Genomic DNA, 19,471 nt, shown 5'->3' with positions numbered 1-19,471 from the left:
TTGGCGGGTCAGGTGTCGCCGATTCCGGTGAGGTCGGCACAGCCAAACACCGCTTCCGCACGGGTGTAGTGCTTGAATTCGAGAAGATTGCCGGAGGGGTCTTCAAGGAAGAACGTCCGGTGTTCGGTCGGCTCGCCAACGAAGCGAGTCCGTGGCAACTGGCGAAACCGAAGCCCCTGGGCTTCCGCCCGAGCTGCTAGGGACTGCCAGTCCGCTTCGTTAGCAAAGACCATCCCAAAGTGTCGCGGATAAATCCCGGATTGCGGCGGGGGTGGCTCACTAACCAGATGGGCGACGAGTTGATGCCCAAAGAAATCAAGGATCAGTGCGCGGTTTGACGACCGTCCCAGCCTGCAACCTAGCCCTTCAACATAAAACCGGCGTGTTGCATCGAGGTCGGTCGCGGGAAATGCCAAATGAAAGCAAGCTTCACGCATTGGCGATGACGAGGCGGCCTGAAGTGAGCCGCCGCAGGGAAGTTTGGCGTTCGGTTCGGCAGACCGGCTGCGGCTGCCTATCGTAGTCCGGGACTCGGCGGCGAGACAACCTTGGCCGGCTTAACGGGTTGCGGGCGTACCGGACGACTGGCCCCAACCACAATCAGCCGCGCCCCGTGCGGCGGAATCAGCGCCGCAAACCGCTCGTCAAATGAGCCTACGTCCCGGCGCTGCCAGACATCCCGGACCGTCCGGCGGCCGCGAATCCCAAGGTCTTTCCAGTAGGCGGTCACCGTCTGCATGGCGTCGCCACGGTTGAACAACCCAACCGCCAGACATCCGTCGGCCAGCGGCCGCGCCCAGACTTCCGTGCCATCGTTGGCCGCGTCGCGTCGCGTCGCCGCCCGGCCCAGCTCATCCTGGTCAATGGCGATGACTTCAGGATTGGTCAGCAGACGGCGCGTAAACTCGTCCAGTTGGGTCAAGTCACAGCCGAGCATGAGGGGCGCAGCCAGTAGCGCCCACAACGTCATGTGCGTGATCTGTTCATCTGGCGTCAGGCGCGTCCGGCGCGTTTGCTCGCCCCAGCCCACGACGCCGACTACGAGCATGTCCGGGTCGTTCCACCCTCCCGGCCCGGCAAATCCGGCCAGGGGCGAATGCCGAAAGCCAATGCTGGAAACGCTCTCCCAGGTGTCTTCGATGTCGCCGGTTGTGCGCCAGAGGTTGCCGCCGACCGTTGGTGTCCGGGCCCAGGTCCAGACCTCGCCCAGGCCATATTGACAGATGGCATAAATCATATCGCGGTCGGTTTTATCGAGTGCTGCGCGCATGACAGCGTAGGGCTGCTGGAGCGCCTCCGGCGTTTTCTGGCGTGCAATGCCTTCGTACGAGCACCAGTCGTGCTTGAGGTAATCCACGCCCCACCGAGCGTACAGTTGGGCATCGGCTTCCTCATGGCGCCAGCTCCCGACGTAGCGCCCGCAGGTAAATGGCCCTGGCGACGTGTACATGCCGAACAGGAATCCCTTGGCATGCAAGGCATCGCCCAGCGCCTTCATATCCGGGAAGCGCTCATTGGGTTGCATGGCGCCGTCCGGAGTGCGTCGTCCCTGCCAGCCATCATCAACGCAAACATAGCGATATCCACAGGCGGCCAGTCCGGTGCGCTCCAGGGCTTCAGCGGCCGCGCGGATTTTTTCGTCTGAGACCTTCGTTCCCCAGACGTTCCAGGAATTCCAGCCCATAGGTGGTGTCAGGGCCAGTTTGTTGTTCCCGGCCACAATCCGCAGCGTCGCCCGAGCCGTGCCCTGGCGGTTGCGGACGGTGACGGCCACCGACGTTGTGCCGGCTTTCTCTAGCTTGCCGCGGATGATGCCGGTTGTGGCGTCGAAGGTCAGTCCGGCCGGCAGGTCCGTCACCGTGTAGGTCAGCGGCGGCGCGCCGGTTGCCGGAATACGATAGATGAACTCCCGCCCTGGGGTGGCTCCGACCACGCGCGGCCCGTTGACCCGCGGCAGCGGCTCATCATTGGCAGCGAGGTCGGGATAGCTTGGCTCGGCTGTTTCGGGTGGCGCCGCGCGCGGTGGGGCGTCGTCCGCGCTAACGCGCTGCATCCTTATCCACGGCATTGCCGCCACGTTGAACAGCAGCAGAATGATGACGGCTGTCCACCACATCCCAGGTAAAATCTTCAGCATGGCTAGAAAAACCTCTGAGATGGTGACTTTACCTACGCGGACGGCATTCGCCAAGCCGTTGATGGCACCGGCGCAGTGGCTTGGGGTGATACTGGCGCGTCGAACCGGTGGCTTCGCCGGTCACTGGCAAGGTTCGAGCGTAGGCTATCGGCGCGCCACAAGTGTGCTAGGGCAATAACCCGTCCGCTCACACCGGCGCGCGAACTCGCCAGACAAGCAGGGTATGCGCGCACTCAGACTTGGCATCCTACTCCAAACGACAGGGTTTACCCGCGCCACGGAGCGACGTTTCAGGTGAGAGCGCCGGTTGGGTGGCCGGCAGTTTCAGTTTCATTCGTGCCCAACTCACCCTCATCCTCGGTGGTCTCTTCCCTGAAAAGGAGGCGCTGAGAAGCTCGCTCCGGGTATTGTAAAAGTTGCCATTCTGTAAGTATTTGCGCACTTTCACGCTCTTTTCCCAAGCGTCGGGCAAGAGCCCTGAGATCGAGCAGATTGAGAAGTTGCGCGCTAATCGGCCGCTTTGCATCCCAAAAAATCAAGGCTGACCAAAACGCCTTGGCAGGGGCGGAGGTAACCAATTCGTACAATAGATTGCACGCTTCTTCCGACTGACAGGGGAGGAAATAACAGGTGTCGTCAAGAACCACCGGGCTTCCCTGAAAAGGTGACACCTGGACGAATTCAAGTTTCTTGTATAAACCGGAGATAGCAATTTTCCATGGAGCAAATGAATAGGGTCCAACACCAAAGATCGAAAATCGCGGACGGTTTCTGTATATTGAACTCTTCCGTTTGTCCAAAAGATATGCGTGTTCGGTAAGGTATTGCCACGTCTTGGGAGCATCTAACTTGAGACGGCTAACGTCATCACGCATGGTCCGCTGTGGCACAACCATATACCGAGACGGCTTCCTAGCCTGGGCAGCGAGATCAGAGCTTTTTAGCAAGGGAAAGCATACTTGGGGTTCAAGCTCAACAAAGTTCCCGAAGCCGTTAACAAAGTCTCCTTGTTCAACCCGCAGCTCGAAGACCTTGCTGCAATCATGCTTGATGCCTGACCGCCAGCCCTTGAAGCCGGCCCCGGCAAGGTCTTTCCAGGTCAGGTATGCCTTGACATCGGCAACGAGCATTCCATCTTCAAAACCAAACACACTATCGGCCTGTTGCGCATAGATGGAACGAAAAACAGGACATGTCTTACGTTCCTCATGGCGGTTGGTCGGATTGCTTCGGACCAACAGAAGGCAGGCATCAACTGAAGCCCCAAAGTATTCCTGGGCATCAATGACATAAATCGATGTTGACTCAAGGCATACCCTCTTTTGCCAGGCGTATAAAAGAACTTTACGCGCTACTGCTGTTTTGCAAAGCATGGCGAGTAAGCCATTTCTACCGTTGAGCCATTCGATGTTCCGCCTAATCATCCATTCGGAAATGTCGAAATTGCTCCTACCAGTGAGCGCGTCAATCCCGCGGAAATTGTCGAGGTTTGATTTCGTCGGAACATTGTTGCTATTCAAAATACCCAATGCTGAATTCGTTATCCAAGGCGGATTGCCTATGATAAGGATAGGTTCAGGTAAAGCTTCACCGATCTCGGACCAATTCGTAAGGAAGAAATCAGACTGGCGAACTTCAACCGATGCGCCCAGCCGTCTGTGTGCAATAGCCTGTCGCGCTTGCGCCACGTATTGCGGATTAATATCGAAGCCGACCGCGTGCCGCACACTTGGGAATGTTTCTAACGATGCTTCGAGGAATGAACCTGTTCCACAAGTTGGCTCAAGAATTGAAACTGGATGAAAACCAATCCGGGCGATGAGGGAGCAAATTGCCCTGGCCAATCTGATGGGCGTTTGAAAATCCCCGAATTCGGCTTTGCGTTGTTTCTGATCACGCATCACTATTTTAGTCTTTCAACCCCCGCAGCCGAACCGGCCCTCTCGATGACTCGGCTATATTGAAGTCTCCATTGCAGGGCATTCGAGATGGTAAGATAACCGATCTCAGGGGGGGTGGTAAGAATTTCGCGGGCTAGTGCCGATGCCTCAATCTCATCTACCGGAAGCCTGCGTTCTTCAATGAACGCCAAGATGTCATCCTGGTTACCCTTGTTTTCGAGGATTTGACGGAGACCTGTGGTGGTCTGAAAGTCTGCCGTTCGCTCTTTGCTGACGAAAAGTGTGTGCAAGATATTCAAGTTTCCCATAGGTGTTTGTGGCTCATCTGTCTTCTCGTATAAGAACACAAGCAAAGAATAGCCTAGTCCATAAATCTTCTGCCGAGCAGATTTGAAGGGACATGACGATTGTGGTTGCCTTATGCTTGTTACCTTCATGTCAACTTCGAGTTCTGGGAAATCTATGCCACTAGCAGAGCTTCCTTCCTGAAAGTCGTATTTTTCGCGGAGGTGAGACCGGAACTGATGCTCAACGTATGTACCAATCGCTTTCCCGTCAGTAACCCCATATAACGATGGAGCGCCATGTGCCTTGCCGGCAAACACTTGCGCTTCTGTCTTGAGAATTTCAAGTGTCAACTTTGATTTCATTGGTTCCGTTACGCTACCTCGGCCCAAGCGGGTTTGGACAATGCTCGGAGTAGAAAAAACTTCAAAGACAGGACTAGGCCCGAAAAAGCCCAGGAACCTCAAATACCTAGCACGTGTCTCATCAGCTCGCTTTTTGCTTTAATGGACTAAATCAATGCAAGTTGCTCAAATTTTTCCCCTTCGGTGCTCTCGGCCTTACGCTTGACATGGAGCGTATAATTGGCAATGAAAAGCTCGCTTCCTTTTTCTGCTCTGCCTTGCTTGTAGTTGTTCATGCCGTATTGCAGTTGCCAATCGTAGATATTTGCAAAGCTAAAGTTATTCCTGATTTCTGGCGAGTCGTCGTAAGTGATGAGCCAGGAATGCTTGCAGGCTCTCATTTCGACGGAAAATTCGTCGTGACTGAATCCAGTATGTAAAATGCCTTTTTTCCCATACAATCTCGATTTGGTCGCCTTGAAGTAAGGTGGATCAAGGAACGTGAACACTTCCTTTCCACCATCCAGTAAAAGTTCACGGTAGTCTGAATTGGTGATCTTGATGCCTTCCAACAGTTTCCCAATTTGGGCAACACGCCTGATTGAAGATTCTGTAAACCTCGCAGTGAAAGCCAATTTCGAGTATCCACCGGATTCAACGACACCTGAGAAAGTAATCCGATTCAGAACGAAAAAACGAACCGCTCTTTCAAACTCGGATAGGGCGCTAACATCCATGCGCGTCAGCTCATCGAATAGTGCCTGCCCATTCTTTCTTTTGGATTTTATCTTGAGAATCTCGCTTGCCAATGTTTCCGAATCAGCTTGAGCATGTTTCCAGAAATAGTACAACTCAGGGTTTAGGTCGTTGATCCACATCCGCAGTTGTGGATAAGCCTGACGTAGGTAGATAAAGAACGATCCACCGCCGACGAAAGGCTCTCGGTACTCTTCAAACGCTTGCGGCAGGAGAAATTTCATCTGGTGAAGCGCGCGTGATTTACCGCCGGGGTATCGTAAAGGACTTTTCATCAGGGCTTACCGGGTACAGTCTGATTGCCTCGACGCACCGACTTCTTTCCTTGATGTGCCGATGATCTCACGCCGGTTACCGATCGCTCAAAAACCGGCTTTCCAAAGGTTATTCGCCGGGCCGGTCGGTTCCGGCTGTGGCCGCGCGCCGAAGCCGGCTTCAGGGTGACAGGAGTTCGAGCAAGCCGGATTCGTCGAGAATTGCAATGCCAAGCGCCTTGGCTTTGTCCAGCTTGGAGCCCGGGTTGTCACCCACGACCACGTAATCGGTTTTCTTGCTGACGGCGCTCGTCACCCGTCCGCCGGCGGCTTCGATGCGGGCCGTGGCTTCATCACGGGTCAGGGTTGGAAGTGTCCCGGTCAAGACAAACTGCTTGCCGGCCAGTTGCGCCACCGCGTCTGAGCGCGCGGCGTCCAAGTGGGTAACGACCCCTGCCGCCGCTAGTCGCGCTACCATCTGCCGGTGCCGTTCGTCGGCAAACCACTGGCGGATGCCCTGCGCCGTTGCCGGCCCAATGTCTCGGACGGCAACCAGTTCGGCTTCCGACGCCTGGGCCAGCGCCTCCACCGAGCCAAAGTGTTGCGCCAGTAGTTGCGCCTTGCGCCGCCCGACATCAGGAATCCCGAGCGCAAAGATCAACCGCTCCAGTCCGGCCGTTTTACTCCGTTCGATTTGCGCCATGAGGTTGGCCGCCGACTTGTCCCCCAGCCGTTCGAGCGCGGCAACCTGTTCGGCCGTCAGCGCGTAGAGGTCGGCAACATCGGTGACAAGCCCATCTCGCACCAGCTTTTCCACAAGCACTTCACCAAGCCCTTCGATGTCCATGGCCGTCCGGGCGGCAAAGTGCTGTAAGCTCTGCCGGAGCTTGGTCGGGCAGTTCGTTTCTGGGCACCGCCAGGCAACTTCACCCTCTGGCCGAACCAGCCTTACCTGACGCTCAGGGCAGCCCGGGCAAAACACTGGGGCCTTGATAGGGGGGGCGTCTGCGGTGCGGTCGGCAGCCACAACACCAACAACCTGGGGGATGATGTCACCGCTTTTCTCAACGATGACGCGGTCACCCAACCGTACGTCGAGCCGCCGAATCTGGTCTTCGTTATGGAGTGACGCCCGTGCAACGGTCGTCCCGGCCACAAACACGGGTTCGAGTTCAGCGACCGGTGTGAGCGTGCCCAGCCGCCCAACCTGCCACGTCACCCCACGCAGGCGCGTTTGGGCTTGCATGGGCGCAAACTTGTAGGCGACGGCCCAGCGGGGAGCCTTTGCCGTTGCGCCGAGTTCGTCCTGTGCGCGAATTTGGTTGACCTTGACCACGACGCCATCCGTATCGTAGTCGCGTGCCTCGCGCTGGCTTTCCATCTCGGTGCAATAGGCCAGCACGGCGTCTAAGTTTGCGCACTGCCGTGCATACGGATTGACCGGGAAACCCGCCTGCCGAAGCCAGTCGAGCGTTTCCCAGTGTGTCTCGAAGGGTTTGACGCCATCGGCAAACAACTCGTAACAAAACATGGCCAGCCGGCGGCCGGCCGCAATCCGCGCATCGAGCAGCTTCATCGTGCCGGCTGCGGCGTTACGAGGATTGGCAAAGGGTTTTTCGCCTTCGACTTCAAGCTCGGCGTTGAGTCGGCGAAAGCTGGACAGTGGCAAGTAAACCTCACCCCGCACTTCAAGGTCGGCGGCGAGCGGCTGGGCCAGGCGGAGCGGAAGTTGCCGAATCGTGCGAGCATTTTCCGTAACAAGGTCGCCCGTTGTCCCGTCACCCCGCGTAACAGCTTCGGTAAGCAGCCCATCCGTGTAGTGTAGGGATAAACTCAACCCATCAATCTTGAGTTCGGCGACATAATCGAACGCTTGATCATAAACCCGGCGACAGCGAGTTTCCCACTCCCGGAGTTCTTCCGGACTATAGACGTTGTCGAGTGACATCATCCGAATCCGGTGCTGAACGGATGGGAACCCTTCGCTTGGGCGACCGCCAACCCGCTGGGTCGGACTGTCCAGCGTGATGAACTCAGGAAAAGCCGCCTCAAGGGCTTGCAACTGCTTGACGAGTTGATCGTAGTCGTAATCGGAGATGACCGGCGCGTGCTGTTGGTAATACAACTCATCATGCCGTGCTATTTCTGCACGCAACTGTTCGATGGCGCGGCGTGCGTCATCGCGCGTCAACGGCTGACGAGCCAAGGATGCGGTATCTGAACCTGAACGATTGAGCATGGGGCAGGGCAGGGGAGACGGCTGTTATGTATCGGCCAGAAGTTGGTCAATGGCCTGTTGTAGGGCGCTTTCGGTCAGCGACGTAACGACGAAAATTTCCTGAACGCTTCCGCTGGAACGGGCCTGGAGCTTGAAGCCGCCGACAATCGGGACGGTAACGCGGATGGTCAGCGGCGTGGGGCGTCCCTTGGCCTGTGCCAGGCGGCCCGGCGTCACCGTCTTGACACCGGGGACATTACATAGGCGCGTCAGCACCGGGATGAGGCCCGGAATGTGGGTCGAGTGATTCCACACCAGGCGCCCTGGGGCTGTTTCAGAAGGTTTCTTCTTCGCCATGACGCGCCTCCACCAGTATCGAGAACACAACTACTGAAGCGCCATTTACTGAAGCGTCATTGGCTTGGGTTGCTTCGGATCGCTGTAGTCGTAAAAGCCACGCCCGGTTTTGCGTCCTAGCCACCCGGCCGCCACCATGCGCACCAGCAGCGGCGGCGGCGCGAACCGGCGTTCCCGGAAGGCGTCGTACATCGTGTTGGCGACGTTGAGCAGGACATCCAGGCCAACCAAATCGTTGAGCATGAGCGGTCCCATCGGGTGTCCCGCGCCCAGCTTCATGGCCTGGTCAATATCGGCAATCGAACCAACTCCTTCTTCCAGGGCGCGAATCGCATCAAGTGAATAAGGCACGAGCAGACGGTTGACGATAAAGCCGGTTTGGTCGGTTGCCTGAACCGGTGTCTTCCCAATGGCTTTCACAAACTCTGTGACCTGCTCGATGATCGCCGGGTCTGTCAGGAACGACCGGACAACTTCGACAAGCGCCATGCGTGGAACGGGGTTGAAAAAGTGCAAGCCGACAAAACGTGCCTGCCGGCTGGTAGCAACGACGCTGGCCATCTGGGTAATCGAGAGCGACGACGTGTTGCTGGCAAACATCGTCTCTGGACGGCACAGGCCGTCCAACTGACGGAACAACTCATGCTTGGCGGAGAGTTCCTCCACAATGGCTTCAATCACGAGGTCGCACTCCGCCAGCGCGGAAAGCTCGGTCGTCCCGCGCAGGCGCTGCTGTGCTAGGTCTTTGGCTTCTTCCGAGATCAGCCCTTTTTCGACGAGTCTCGAAAGCGATGAAACAATCGTGGTGAATCCACGTTGGAGCCGGTCGTCGTCCGTCTCCACGACAACGGTTTCAAACCCGCTCTGAATGATGGTTTGCGCAATGCCGGCGCCCATGGTGCCACAGCCAACGACGCCAATTTTGCGGAGTTCTGTCATATCAGGATGATTCCTTTCATTTAGGAGATGTGGGAACGCGCGCGGTAAAAAGGCAATAACAGGCCAACGCTTGACTGCTAAAGTAGCAAAGATTTTTGGTGAAAGAGGGTTGACCGTTCATGGGTGCTTATACCAGCGAACATGCCAGAAAGGGCCTGGACGCGCCGCTCCCGGCGCTCGAATGTTGGGAAAACCAGTTTCCGAACTATCGCATTACGATTCGCATTCCTGAGTTTACGTCCGTGTGTCCGCTCACGGAGCAGCCGGATTTTGGCACCGTCACGATTGCCTACGTCCCCCGTGACCGGTGTCTTGAACTCAAGTCGCTCAAGCTTTATATCCAGGCGTACCGGCAGCTTGGAATTTTCTATGAAAATGCCATCAATCGCATTCTGCGGGACGTGGTCGCGGCCTGTGAGCCGGTCGAGTGTACCGTCACGGGTGACTTCACGCCCCGTGGCGGTATCAGTTCCGTCATTGAGGCCACCTACCGCGCCAAGCAAATCAGTTCTGAAGCCAAGGAGGAGTAATCCGATGACCGCACCGGCTCCCGTGAGTCTCCGTGACCGCGTATCGCCTGAAGAGTGGCAGGCGCGGGTTGATTTAGCCGCGATGTATCGCCTGACCGCGTTGCACGGGTGGGACGACCTCGTGTTTACGCATATTTCGATGCGCGTTCCCGGCGCCGACCACCACTTCCTCATCAACCCCTACGGACTGCTCTTCGAGGAAGTCACGGCCTCGAACCTAGTCAAGATTGACCTCACAGGGCAGATCGTGATGGAGACGCCCTATCGCATCAATCCGGCCGGCTTCACCATTCACGGTGCCATCCATGCCGCGCGCGAAGATGCCCGGTGCGTGTTTCATACGCACACGCCGCATGGGATTGCCGTTGCGGCCCAGGCCGACGGGCTACTGCCGATTTCACAGCAGTCACTATTCGCCTTGGCAACGCTTGGCTATCACGACTACGAGGGCGTGGCGCTCAATGAGGAGGAAAAACCACGCCTGGTTGCCGATTTGGGCGATAAGCAAATCCTCGTGTTGCGCAACCACGGACTGCTCACGGTAGGGCGGACGGCCGCCGAGGCGTTTCTGCTGATGTATGTCGTCGAAAGTGCCTGTCGAATTCAGGTTCTGGCGCAGTCTGGCGGCCGACCGCTCATAACCATTGCCGAACCCATTCAGCAGGGCATTCGTGCGCAAGCGGCGCAGGTAACGCACGGTCTGGGCGCGGATTTGGTCTGGCCGGGCCTGCTGCGCAAGCTTGACCGGGTGGATGCTTCATATCGCAACTGATGGAAATGCTGCCTTGGATGTCGTGGGCCGCCGCGCTGGCTTTAGCCTATCTCATCGGCGCCGTCCCATGTGGTTTCTTGATTGCCAAGTCTCTGACCGGCGAGGATGTCCGAGCTTCCGGGTCGGGAAGCACTGGCGCGACGAATGTCGTCCGCAAGGCCGGATTGGCGGCCGGGCTGCTGACCTACGTGCTCGATGTGCTGAAGGGATTCCTCGCGCTGTGGGTGGCTGCCTGGGTGTCGGGTTCGACCTCCCCGCGCCTGCTGGGCGCGGCCGGGCTCGCCGCCGTACTGGGCCACATGTTCCCGGTGTATCTCGGCTTGCGGGGCGGCAAAGGCGTGGCCACCGGCGTCGGGGTGTTTCTGGTGCTGTCGCCTGTGGCGACGCTCCTGGCGCTGCTGACGTGGGGATTGGTCTTTGCCCTGACGCGCACCGTTTCACTGGGTTCACTGCTCGGCGTGCTCGTGCTGCCGATCGGCATCTGGCTGTGCGATGGATGGTGGCTGGGGCGAGCGAGCGAAGTCTGGCTGCCGTCGCTCATCTGGGCGGTGGCGATCGGAACGGCCATCATCGCGCGACATGGCGGCAACTTGCAGCGATTGTATCGCGGAACGGAGTCAACCTTTCGTCAAACAGGGTGGCAAACGCCGCCTGACTCGTAAGCCTATGTCAAGTACCGTGCTGATTGTAGATGATGAAGCCACGCTCCGCCTTGTTTTCAAGAAAGTTCTGACCAAGGCCGGTTTTACCGTGATTGAAGCCACGGATGGCGAGGACGGCCTGCGCCAGGCCAATGAATTGCTGCCAGGCGTGATGCTGCTGGATTGGGTCATGCCCGGACTGGATGGCCCGGAAGTTTGCCGCCAGATTCGCGCAAATCCCAAACTCAGCGACAGCCAAATCATCATGTTGTCATCCCGTGGCGAACTGGATGACCGAGTCCAGGGCCTCGACGCCGGCGCCGATGACTATCTGGTCAAGCCCTGTGAAACCAAGGAACTCCTGGCGCGCGTCCGCAGCGCCCTGCGAATTCACGAACTCAAGCACCAACTCCGTGAACAAGCCACGCAACTTCAGGAAACCGTGGCGAAACTGGAGGAACTCGCCCACCAGCGCGAGGAGTTCACCGCCGTTTTGGTTCACGATATTCGCTCTCCACTGGCGACCGTCTTCGGGGCGTTTGAATTGACGGAAATGCGCGCCGAGGAAATGGGCATCCTGGACGACGACTTGCGCAAGATTTTTCAGCACGGCTACCGAACGCTCGAACACATTACGAAGCTGGTCAATGAGGTGCTGGATTTCTCGAAAGCCGAGGCTGGGGGAGCTACACTCGAACTTGCCTGGGTGCCTGTGAGGGAACTCATCGAGGAGTCTGCCGCCCAGATTGCGCTCACCGCCGAGCACAAGGGGATCACGCTGCGCACTGTCTGCGCTCCAAACCTCCCCACGTTATTGTTGGACCGCAGCAAAATGCTGCGCGCGGTTGGTAATCTGCTCTCTAACGCCGTCAAGTTTACCCCTGAAGGCGGAACGGTGACGCTGCGCGCCGAGCAGGTCGAAGGCACCGGCGTCAACGCCGGCAAAACGTTTGTCGTCATTCACGTCGAAGACACCGGCCCTGGTATCCCAGCGAAAGACTTGCCTTACATTTTCAATCCCTACTACCAAGCTCGCCAACGTACCCGCCAGTTGGGAACCGGACTGGGACTGGCCATCGTCCAACGGATTACAGCCGCGCATGGCGGCCAAGCCAGTGTCCAGAGCACCGAAGGCGTCGGGACGGCCTTTACCATCACCTTGCCGGCAGTGATGCGCTGTGAACCCCCGGCGCCGGAAAATTCCGTCCCCGACACGGGAATGGGTTGACAGGCGTCTCCGTTATCATCCATGGTTCGTCCGTCATAACGGATGATTTGACAACCTGACGTGGCGATTTAGGCAACTTGCTCCACGCTAAAAACTGCTAAAGCGCCGGTGGATTCAACCGTGAACGCCCCGCACGCTTTGGGCAAGCGTGCGGGGCGTATGACTTTTGCGCCAGGCCAGGTCATTTCACGGGAGGATACCCCCAATGTCGGAATACCGGTTTGATACGCTTGCGATTCACGGCGGCTACGCGCCGGATGCCACGACCAAGGCCCGCGCCCTGCCAATCTACCAGACGACCTCCTACCAGTTCGACGATGCCGACCATGCGGCGCGCCTCTTTGCGCTGAAAGAGTTTGGCAACATTTACACGCGGTTGATGAATCCGACGACCGACGTGTTTGAAAAGCGAATAGCCGCGCTGGAAGGCGGCGTTGCCGCCTTGGCAACCGCTTCCGGGCAAGCGGCGGAAACCCTGGCCATCACCACCATTGCCGGCGCCGGCGACAACATCGTTTCGACCAATTCGCTCTACGGTGGGACGTACAACCTGTTTCGGTACACCCTGCCCAAGCTCGGCATCGCGGTGAAGTTTGCCGACGCTGATGACTTCGCCGGTATCGAGCAACTGATTGATGACCGAACCAAAGCGATCTATTCCGAAACCCTGGGCAATCCCAACCTGCTGGTGACCGACATCGAGCGACTGGCCGCCATCGCGCATCGTCATGGCCTGCCGCTCATCATTGACAACACGGCTGTGTCGCCGGCGCTGTGCCGTCCGATTGCGCACGGGGCCAACCTCGTGATCGAGAGCGCGACGAAGTTCATCGGCGGCCATGGGACGAGCATCGGCGGCGTCATCATTGACGGGGGCAATTTTGATTGGAAAGCGTCGGGTCGCTTCCCGGATTTCACGACGCCGGATCCGTCTTATCACGGCATTGTCTATACCGAAGCCTTTGGCAACCTGGCCTTCATTATCAAGGCGCGGGTGCAGGGCTTACGCGACACAGGCGCGGCGCTGTCGCCGTTCAATGCCTTTTTGCTGGCGCAGGGCGCGGAGACGTTGTCGCTGCGGATGGCGCGCCACTCGGAGAACGCGCTGGCCGTTGCCGGTTTCCTCAAGGACCACCCCCAGGTGGCGTGGGTCAACTATCCGGGCCTGGCCGACGGCGAGCAAAAGGCGCGGGTTGAGAAATACCTTCCGAAGGGAGCCGGGGCGCTGGTGACGTTTGGCATCCAGGGCGGCTATGAAGCCGGCAAGCGCTTCATCAACGGGGTCAAGCTGTTCAGCCTGCTGGCCAACATCGGCGACGCCAAGTCGCTGGTCATTCATCCGGCTTCGACGACGCACTCGCAGCTTTCAGAAGATGAGCAACGGGCAACCGGCGTGACGCCGGAACTCATTCGGCTCTCGGTCGGGATCGAGGACATCCGCGATATTCTGGCCGACCTCGAAGCCGGGTTGCGTGGCGCCATCGTCTCGGAAACGGCGCAAGCGGCGACCGCCTAGCGCCGCATGAGCTTCGTCGGTGGGGGCGCTCGTTTTCGGACGGTTTGGGCTGAGAAATTTCCGTCTCAGCGTCTCGCGCCGGCGATTGTTTTGGTGCGTTGCCGGCTGTCCTGGCCTGGCTCCGGTTGCCGGAGACGGCCGGCGCTGCCAACGTCACGATGACTGCCATGAGACCGACGTTCGAGCAAGACGTGAAGCTCGATGAGCAACCGTTCCGCTTGGAGGCGGGCGGTGAACTACCGGAAGTGACCCTTCGGTGCGCCTGGTACGGACACCCGGAAAGCGCCCCCGGTGGCGTGATGCTCATCTGTCACGCCTTGACCGGTTCGGCGCGTATTGCGGATTGGTGGGGCGATCTGGTCGGCCCAGGGCATCTGTTTGATCCGGAGCGCTATGCCCTGGTCGGCATCAACGTGCTCGGCTCCTGCTACGGCTCGACCGGCCCGCCGACGATTGATCCCCGAACCGGTCGCCCCTATGCTGCGCGGTTTCCGCTCGTCACGATTGGCGACATCGTGCGGGCGCAGGCCCTGGCTTTGCAAAAACTGGGTATTGCCCGCCTGTCCGCCGTCGTGGGTGGCTCGATCGGTGGCATGCAAGCGCTCCGGTGGGCCGTGGATTTTCCAGACGCGCTCGATGTGTGCTGTGCCATCGGCGCGACGCCACTGCCGGCCATGGGGCTGGCGCTCAATCACCTCCAGCGCCGGGCCATTCAGCAGGACCCGGCGTGGCAGGGTGGCGACTACACCACGCAGCCGGCAGCCGGCCTCGCACTAGCCCGCGCCATTGCCATGTGCAGCTACAAATCGGCGGCACTCTTTGACGACCGCTTCGGCCGTCACCCAGATCGGTCGGGCGAAGACCCACGGATGACGCTTGCCGCGCGGTATGATGTCGCCGGCTATCTCGACCACCAGGGCGAGAAATTCGTCCGGCGGTTCGACGCCAACAGCTACCTCATCCTCAGCAAAGCCATGGACACCTTTGATCTGGCCGCTGCCGAACTGGCGCGCATCCGCGCGCGCGTGCACCTGATTGGGCTTTCTTCGGATTGGCTCTTCCCGGCCAGCGCCGTGCGCGCCCTGGCCGAACGGATGCGCACGGTTGGCGTTCCGGTTGAGTATGCTGAAGTTAGCACCGACCATGGTCACGATGGCTTTTTGGCCGAACCCGCCGCCATCACCCCCCTGCTCCGCGCGGCGCTTGAACCCACACGCTCATGAACCCTACCAGCAACTCGGTTTCTCCGGCGTCGTTCGATGGCGAACGACGCCCAACGGTGATGAAGTTTGGCGGCACATCGGTACAAGATACGGCCGCTTTTGCCCGTGTCGCGGCCATCGCGCGCCGGCAGTCCGCTCGGTCGCCACTCCCGCCGGTCGTCGTGGTCTCTGCCATGGCGGGCATGACCGACGCCCTCCTGGAGGCCGTCCGGCAGGCGCTTGAACAGGATACGGCCGCGGCACTGGACGGTCTCGAACCGCACTTCGCCCGTTACAGCGAAGTGGCCGAAAGCCTGACCGGCGGGGCCGCGTACGGCGATTTCGTCCACGCGCTCTACGCGGCCCGTGAACGCCTGGCCCAGGCGCTCGAAACCATGCGCGCTTATCCGGGAACCATTCCACCGCTGCGGGATGAGGTGGTCGCTTACGGTGAGCAGTTAGCCGCAACCCTGCTGGCCGCCGTCATTGCCGGGGATGGCACGGCGTGCCGCGCGGTGGATGCCCGGACCTGCATTGTGACGGACGAGGTCTATGGCCGCGCCCGACCACGCTGGGAAGCTACCGTCGCGCGGACGCGCCAGGCCCTCGGCCCGGTATTGTCTGCGGGGGTCATTCCGGTGCTCGGCGGCTTCATCGGGGCGACGCTCGATGGCGCGACCACGACGCTGGGACGGGGTGGTTCGGATTACTCGGCGACCTTGATCGGCGCCGCGCTCCAGGCCGACGAAGTCCAGATTTGGACGGACGTGGCCGGGATTTACTCGGCCGATCCGCGACTGGTGGCCCGTTCGCGTCGGTTGGAAACCCTGGCTTATGGTGAGGCAACCGACTTGGCGCTCTACGGGGCAAAGGTCCTGCACCCGCGCACCATCGAGCCGGTCGAACGGCTCAAGATTCCGGTGAGCATTCGCAACTCGTATGACCCCGACGCGGGCTACTCCATGATTACCTCGGTTTCCGGCGCGCCGCCGGGGTCCATTCTGGCCGTGACTCACCGCCCGGGCATCGCGGCGGTGCACGTTCGTCCGGCTGGGGGCTGGCTGGCGGCCAGCGCCCTGGAGGAGATGGCGCGCATCCTGCATGCGCACGGTGTCTTGGTCGAGCACCTGGCCGCGTCACGCCTCGGGCTGACGGCAACCGTCGAACAGGGCGACGCCATTGAAGCGGCCCGGCGCGACTTGGCGAGCGTCGGGGATGTCCACCTTGCCGCCGACCGGGCCTTGCTGTGTGTCGTCGGCAACTTCGGAGAAGATGTGATCACACTGCACCCGTCGTTGAGCGAGGCATTGGCCGCGTTTCAAGTCACACCGCTTTTGCCCCATCCGTCAGCACACGCCCGGCTGTTTCTGATGGCCGAGACCGATGCTCCCCCGGCAGTGCAGGCGTTGCATGCGCGACTGGTCGAACCGGCGGACACGCTCTGAGCGGTGGGCGTCTCAGAGGCTCAAAAAGTTGGCCAGGAGCTGCTTCCCAACCGGCGTGCCGATGGATTCAGGGTGAAACTGGACGCCGTAAACCGGCAGATGCCGGTGCTCGACGGCCATGATCAGTCCGGTGTCGGCGTCGCGTGCGGTGACCAGCAAACAATCCGGCAGTGTTACCTCATCGGCCACCAACGAATGGTAGCGCATCGCCGGAAACGATGCCGGCAGCGTGGCAAAGAGCTTTGACGGTAAGATCTGCACGATCTCTGAAGCTTTGCCATGGACAATCTGCGACGCCCGTACCACCTGCCCGCCATAGGCCGCCACAATCCCCTGGTGTCCAAGGCAGACACCGAGAATCGGCACAGCCAGCGAGACACCGAGAACTGGCACCGTCAGCGTTTCAGCCGCCGTGAGGACATCCCAGCAAACACCAAAATCACGTCGGTTGTCGGGGCGTCCCGGCCCCGGCGACAGCACAATGCGCGTCGGCTGCCAGGCGCGCAGGGTTGGGAGGTCCACGGCGTCGTTGCGAACGACCACCACCTCTTCTTCCGTCTGCATCTGAAGCATTTGGTAGAGGTTGAAGGTGAAGGAATCGTAGTTGTCGAGGATGACCAGCATAGTGATGTTTCTTCCGGCGCAGCTCACGGTTTTCCCGGCACTTCACCGCGCGCCGGTTGGCTCATTTCGGCCAGGCGCAGAGCCGTGATGACGCTGCGCGCCTTGTTGCGAGTTTCGTCGGCTTCGAGCTGCGGCTGGGAGTCAAAGACGACGCCGGCCCCGGCGTTGACGTGGGCAACCCCAGCTTGGACCAACGCAGAACGGATGGCGATGGCGCTGTCGGCGTGACCGGCGAAGTCCACATAGCCGACCAGCCCGGCGTAAAGGCCGCGCTGCTCGGGTTCGAGCGTGGCGAGTAGCTCCATGGCGCGTATCTTGGGCGCGCCTGTGACGGTGCCGCGCGGAAAGCAGCTCCGAATAACGTCGAAGGCGGTCAGACCCGGACGCAGTTGCCCGCTGACATCGGTGGCCAGGTGCATGACGTGCGTGTAGCGGACAATCCGCGCTATCTCGCCGGTCGTGACCGTCCCGACCTGGGCAATCCGCCCGACATCATTGCGGGCCAGGTCAACCAACATCCGGTGTTCGGCAAGTTCTTTTTCATCGGCGCGGAGGGCCTGGGCCAATCGCTCATCTTCCACCGGGTCATCACCCCGCGGGCGCGTCCCGGCGAGCGCGCGCAGCGTCACCGTTCCATCCCGAACCGTGACGAACGTTTCAGGTGATGAACCAACGTAGGTGAAGCTGGGTGCGCCCGTGAAGCGCCCAAACTTCAGACAGTAAGCGTAGGGGGAGGGGTTGAGCGCGACCAGCGAGCGGTAAATGGTGAAGGGGGACGCGCTCGTCGGCCGTGAAAAACGCCGCGCAGGCACGATTTGAAACACTTCCCCATCAGTAATGTAAGCCTGGCAACGCTCGACGAGTGCCGCAAAGGCCTGGTCATCAAGGGTCGTCTCGACATCGGCAAACACATCCGCGCTGTCCAGTGCTGCGGTCGCGTCACGGAGTGGGGGCAGTGGCGTCCGCCGACACACCCGCTCATACATCTGTTCCACGATGTCGCGCCCACCGTACGAGACGATGTGCAGCTTGCGGTAGAGGTGGTCAAACACCACGAAGGTATCGTAGAGACCGAAACAGCCATCCGGCGCGGCATACGGGGCGACGGGTTGCGGAACGATCCCGGCGAGGGGCGCTGTGGCGCCATAGCCCAAGTACCCGACGAAACCACCCTGAAAGGGCAGGGTTGGCGGTAGCGCCTGGCAGTGCTCCGCGACGTGCTCCCGTTCGTGTGCGAGCAGTTCGCTCAGCAGCCGCAGTGGGTCCGTGGCCTGCATCTGGCGTTCCGTTTGGCGATGCAGGTCATGAATGGTCACGCGCTGGCCCCGAAAAGCTACGACCAACCGGGGTTCGATGCCGATGATGGAATACCGTGCCAGGCGCGCGTCGCCCTCGGTACTCTCCAGCAGGAACGCCACATCGGAGGCGGCGGCAAGTTCGTTGTAGAGCGCGGCCGGGGTGATGGCATCCGAAAGAATCGTCAAGACGCTCATGCCGCGCGCTCCACCGGGTAGCTCAGGCCGCGTCCGACGGCTTGGGCAACGGCTGAAACTTCGGTCACCAGTTGCGCCAGGTCATCCAGCGAGAGCGCCTGCGCCGCATCGGAAACCGACTGCTCCGGCGTGGGATGGCATTCGACAATCAGTCCATCCGCGCCAACTGCGGCAGCGGCGCGGGCCGCCGGCAGCACGAGATCACGGCGGCCAGTGGCATGGCTCGGGTCAACCAGGACCGGCAGGTGGGTCAGACGTTTGAGCAGGGCTACGGCCCCTAGGTCCAGCACGTTGCGCGTCGCTGGGTCAAAACTCCGAATGCCACGTTCGCAGAGTATGACCTGCGCGTTGCCCCCAGCGACGATGTATTCCGCCGCGCCTAAAAATTCCTCGATGGTTGCTGCCAGGCCGCGCTTGAGGAGCACCGGCTTGCGCGTTTGCCCAAGGGCCTTGAGTAGCTCGAAGTTCTGCATGTTGCGCGAGCCGACCTGAAAGCAGTCAAACACGTCGTAGGCGCGGTCGAGCTGGGCAACCGACATGACTTCGCTCACGATGCCCAGCCCATAATCGCGCTTGATGATGCGCAGGAGTTCCAACCCAGGTTCCTGTAAGCCCTGAAAACTGTAGGGCGAGGTGCGCGGCTTATAGACGCCGGCGCGCAACAGTTGAATGCCCATCAGGGCGAGGCGCTCCGCGACCGTACGGAGTTGGCGTTCGGATTCGGCGGCACAGGGTCCGGCAATCAGCGCCAGTCCTGGTTCGCCCACGGGAACGCCGGCGATGGAGACGGTGGTTTGGTGGGTGGGAGAACTTCGGTGGACAAGCATGG

At 60.1% G+C, this 19,471-nt stretch carries 18 protein-coding genes; 7 read left to right on the top strand and 11 right to left on the bottom strand.

The window, feature by feature from the left end; genetic code table 11:
- Positions 1–8: 8 nt before the first annotated feature.
- From J8C06_RS14440 to J8C06_RS14405, 8 genes are all read right to left on the bottom strand, one after another.
- Positions 9–416 (bottom strand): VOC family protein, encoded by a 408-nt coding sequence (locus tag J8C06_RS14440; protein WP_343216894.1) that lies wholly within the window; start codon positions 414–416, stop codon positions 9–11.
- A gap of 98 nt (positions 417–514) precedes the next feature.
- Positions 515–2,137, bottom strand: a complete 1,623-nt coding sequence (locus J8C06_RS14435; protein ID WP_211430123.1) for a putative Ig domain-containing protein — start codon at positions 2,135–2,137, stop codon at positions 515–517.
- A 290-nt stretch (positions 2,138–2,427) separates the two neighbouring features.
- Positions 2,428–4,038, bottom strand: coding sequence for a class I SAM-dependent methyltransferase (locus J8C06_RS14430; RefSeq protein ID WP_211430122.1), 1,611 nt, complete (start codon positions 4,036–4,038; stop codon positions 2,428–2,430).
- Between the two features lie 2 nt (positions 4,039–4,040).
- Entirely contained in the window at positions 4,041–4,676 is a 636-nt protein-coding gene (locus tag J8C06_RS14425) for a type II restriction-modification system restriction endonuclease (protein WP_455423728.1), read from the bottom strand.
- Positions 4,677–4,834: 158 nt separating this feature from the next.
- The gene (locus J8C06_RS14420) at positions 4,835–5,698 is read right to left on the bottom strand and encodes a DNA adenine methylase (protein ID WP_455423727.1); all 864 of its coding nucleotides are present in this window, start codon (positions 5,696–5,698) and stop codon (positions 4,835–4,837) included.
- Positions 5,699–5,858: 160 nt separating this feature from the next.
- Positions 5,859–7,916 carry an NAD-dependent DNA ligase LigA gene (gene ligA, locus J8C06_RS14415; protein ID WP_211430120.1) on the bottom strand — a complete coding sequence of 686 codons (2,058 nt, stop codon included), beginning with the start codon at positions 7,914–7,916 and terminating at the stop codon, positions 5,859–5,861.
- A gap of 24 nt (positions 7,917–7,940) precedes the next feature.
- Positions 7,941–8,252: a DUF2103 domain-containing protein gene (locus J8C06_RS14410; protein WP_211430119.1), complete on the bottom strand. Its 312-nt coding sequence runs from the start codon at positions 8,250–8,252 to the stop codon at positions 7,941–7,943.
- A gap of 45 nt (positions 8,253–8,297) precedes the next feature.
- The gene (locus J8C06_RS14405) at positions 8,298–9,191 is read right to left on the bottom strand and encodes a 3-hydroxyacyl-CoA dehydrogenase family protein (protein ID WP_211430118.1); all 894 of its coding nucleotides are present in this window, start codon (positions 9,189–9,191) and stop codon (positions 8,298–8,300) included.
- Positions 9,192–9,310: 119 nt separating this feature from the next.
- Between J8C06_RS14405 and queF the strand changes: the two genes are divergently transcribed.
- The 7 genes from queF to J8C06_RS14370 all read left to right on the top strand — a co-directional run bounded on the left by queF (position 9,311) and on the right by J8C06_RS14370 (position 16,525).
- Complete coding sequence (queF, locus tag J8C06_RS14400) at positions 9,311–9,721, top strand: preQ(1) synthase (protein WP_211430117.1); 411 nt, start codon at positions 9,311–9,313, stop codon at positions 9,719–9,721.
- Between the two features lie 4 nt (positions 9,722–9,725).
- Complete coding sequence (locus tag J8C06_RS14395; protein WP_211430116.1) at positions 9,726–10,493, top strand: class II aldolase/adducin family protein; 768 nt, start codon at positions 9,726–9,728, stop codon at positions 10,491–10,493.
- 17 nt (positions 10,494–10,510) lie between these two features.
- Positions 10,511–11,155 carry a glycerol-3-phosphate 1-O-acyltransferase PlsY gene (gene plsY, locus J8C06_RS14390; protein ID WP_211430115.1) on the top strand — a complete coding sequence of 215 codons (645 nt, stop codon included), beginning with the start codon at positions 10,511–10,513 and terminating at the stop codon, positions 11,153–11,155.
- Between the two features lie 4 nt (positions 11,156–11,159).
- Entirely contained in the window at positions 11,160–12,362 is a 1,203-nt protein-coding gene (locus J8C06_RS14385) for a hybrid sensor histidine kinase/response regulator (protein WP_211430114.1), read from the top strand.
- Positions 12,363–12,567: 205 nt separating this feature from the next.
- Positions 12,568–13,878, top strand: coding sequence for an O-acetylhomoserine aminocarboxypropyltransferase/cysteine synthase family protein (locus J8C06_RS14380; protein ID WP_211430113.1), 1,311 nt, complete (start codon positions 12,568–12,570; stop codon positions 13,876–13,878).
- Between the two features lie 167 nt (positions 13,879–14,045).
- Positions 14,046–15,101: a homoserine O-acetyltransferase MetX gene (gene metX, locus J8C06_RS14375; RefSeq protein ID WP_246602123.1), complete on the top strand. Its 1,056-nt coding sequence runs from the start codon at positions 14,046–14,048 to the stop codon at positions 15,099–15,101.
- On the top strand, positions 15,098–16,525 hold the full coding sequence (locus tag J8C06_RS14370; RefSeq protein ID WP_211430111.1) for an aspartate kinase: 1,428 nt from the start codon (positions 15,098–15,100) through the stop codon (positions 16,523–16,525). Before metX ends, J8C06_RS14370 begins: the two co-directional genes overlap by 4 nt.
- 12 nt (positions 16,526–16,537) lie before the next feature.
- On the opposite strand, the gene J8C06_RS14365 is transcribed toward J8C06_RS14370, so the two are convergent.
- From J8C06_RS14365 to J8C06_RS14355, 3 genes are read right to left on the bottom strand one after another with little or no spacing between them, the layout of a single operon-like run.
- Entirely contained in the window at positions 16,538–17,149 is a 612-nt protein-coding gene (locus J8C06_RS14365; protein ID WP_211430110.1) for an anthranilate synthase component II, read from the bottom strand.
- Between the two features lie 23 nt (positions 17,150–17,172).
- Complete coding sequence (locus tag J8C06_RS14360; RefSeq protein WP_211430109.1) at positions 17,173–18,642, bottom strand: anthranilate synthase component I family protein; 1,470 nt, start codon at positions 18,640–18,642, stop codon at positions 17,173–17,175.
- Positions 18,639–19,469 carry a bifunctional 3-deoxy-7-phosphoheptulonate synthase/chorismate mutase gene (locus J8C06_RS14355; RefSeq protein ID WP_211430108.1) on the bottom strand — a complete coding sequence of 277 codons (831 nt, stop codon included), beginning with the start codon at positions 19,467–19,469 and terminating at the stop codon, positions 18,639–18,641. Before J8C06_RS14355 ends, J8C06_RS14360 begins: the two co-directional genes overlap by 4 nt.
- Positions 19,470–19,471 lie beyond the last annotated feature (2 nt).

The sequence above is a fragment of the Chloracidobacterium validum genome, assembly GCF_018304825.1.
Taxonomy (GTDB): Bacteria; Acidobacteriota; Blastocatellia; order Chloracidobacteriales; family Chloracidobacteriaceae; genus Chloracidobacterium; species Chloracidobacterium validum.
Note: the sequence above shows the minus strand (reverse complement) of the source record. Positions and strands in the feature narration are given on the sequence as shown.

Bases quoted from the DNA above. Each gene is read 5' to 3' on its own strand.
- J8C06_RS14435 (WP_211430123.1), bottom strand. From the start codon at position 2,137: ATGCTGAAGATTTTACCTGGGATGTGGTGGACAGCCGTCATCATTCTG.
- J8C06_RS14430 (WP_211430122.1), bottom strand. From the start codon at position 4,038: ATGCGTGATCAGAAACAACGCAAAGCCGAATTCGGGGATTTTCAAACG.
- J8C06_RS14420 (WP_455423727.1), bottom strand. From the start codon at position 5,698: ATGAAAAGTCCTTTACGATACCCCGGCGGTAAATCACGCGCGCTTCAC.
- ligA (WP_211430120.1), bottom strand. From the start codon at position 7,916: ATGCTCAATCGTTCAGGTTCAGATACCGCATCCTTGGCTCGTCAGCCG.
- J8C06_RS14410 (WP_211430119.1), bottom strand. From the start codon at position 8,252: ATGGCGAAGAAGAAACCTTCTGAAACAGCCCCAGGGCGCCTGGTGTGG.
- J8C06_RS14405 (WP_211430118.1), bottom strand. From the start codon at position 9,191: ATGACAGAACTCCGCAAAATTGGCGTCGTTGGCTGTGGCACCATGGGC.
- queF (WP_211430117.1), top strand. From the start codon at position 9,311: ATGGGTGCTTATACCAGCGAACATGCCAGAAAGGGCCTGGACGCGCCG.
- J8C06_RS14395 (WP_211430116.1), top strand. From the start codon at position 9,726: ATGACCGCACCGGCTCCCGTGAGTCTCCGTGACCGCGTATCGCCTGAA.
- plsY (WP_211430115.1), top strand. From the start codon at position 10,511: ATGTCGTGGGCCGCCGCGCTGGCTTTAGCCTATCTCATCGGCGCCGTC.
- J8C06_RS14385 (WP_211430114.1), top strand. From the start codon at position 11,160: ATGTCAAGTACCGTGCTGATTGTAGATGATGAAGCCACGCTCCGCCTT.
- J8C06_RS14380 (WP_211430113.1), top strand. From the start codon at position 12,568: ATGTCGGAATACCGGTTTGATACGCTTGCGATTCACGGCGGCTACGCG.
- metX (WP_246602123.1), top strand. From the start codon at position 14,046: ATGAGACCGACGTTCGAGCAAGACGTGAAGCTCGATGAGCAACCGTTC.
- J8C06_RS14370 (WP_211430111.1), top strand. From the start codon at position 15,098: ATGAACCCTACCAGCAACTCGGTTTCTCCGGCGTCGTTCGATGGCGAA.
- J8C06_RS14365 (WP_211430110.1), bottom strand. From the start codon at position 17,149: ATGCTGGTCATCCTCGACAACTACGATTCCTTCACCTTCAACCTCTAC.
- J8C06_RS14360 (WP_211430109.1), bottom strand. From the start codon at position 18,642: ATGAGCGTCTTGACGATTCTTTCGGATGCCATCACCCCGGCCGCGCTC.
- J8C06_RS14355 (WP_211430108.1), bottom strand. From the start codon at position 19,469: ATGCTTGTCCACCGAAGTTCTCCCACCCACCAAACCACCGTCTCCATC.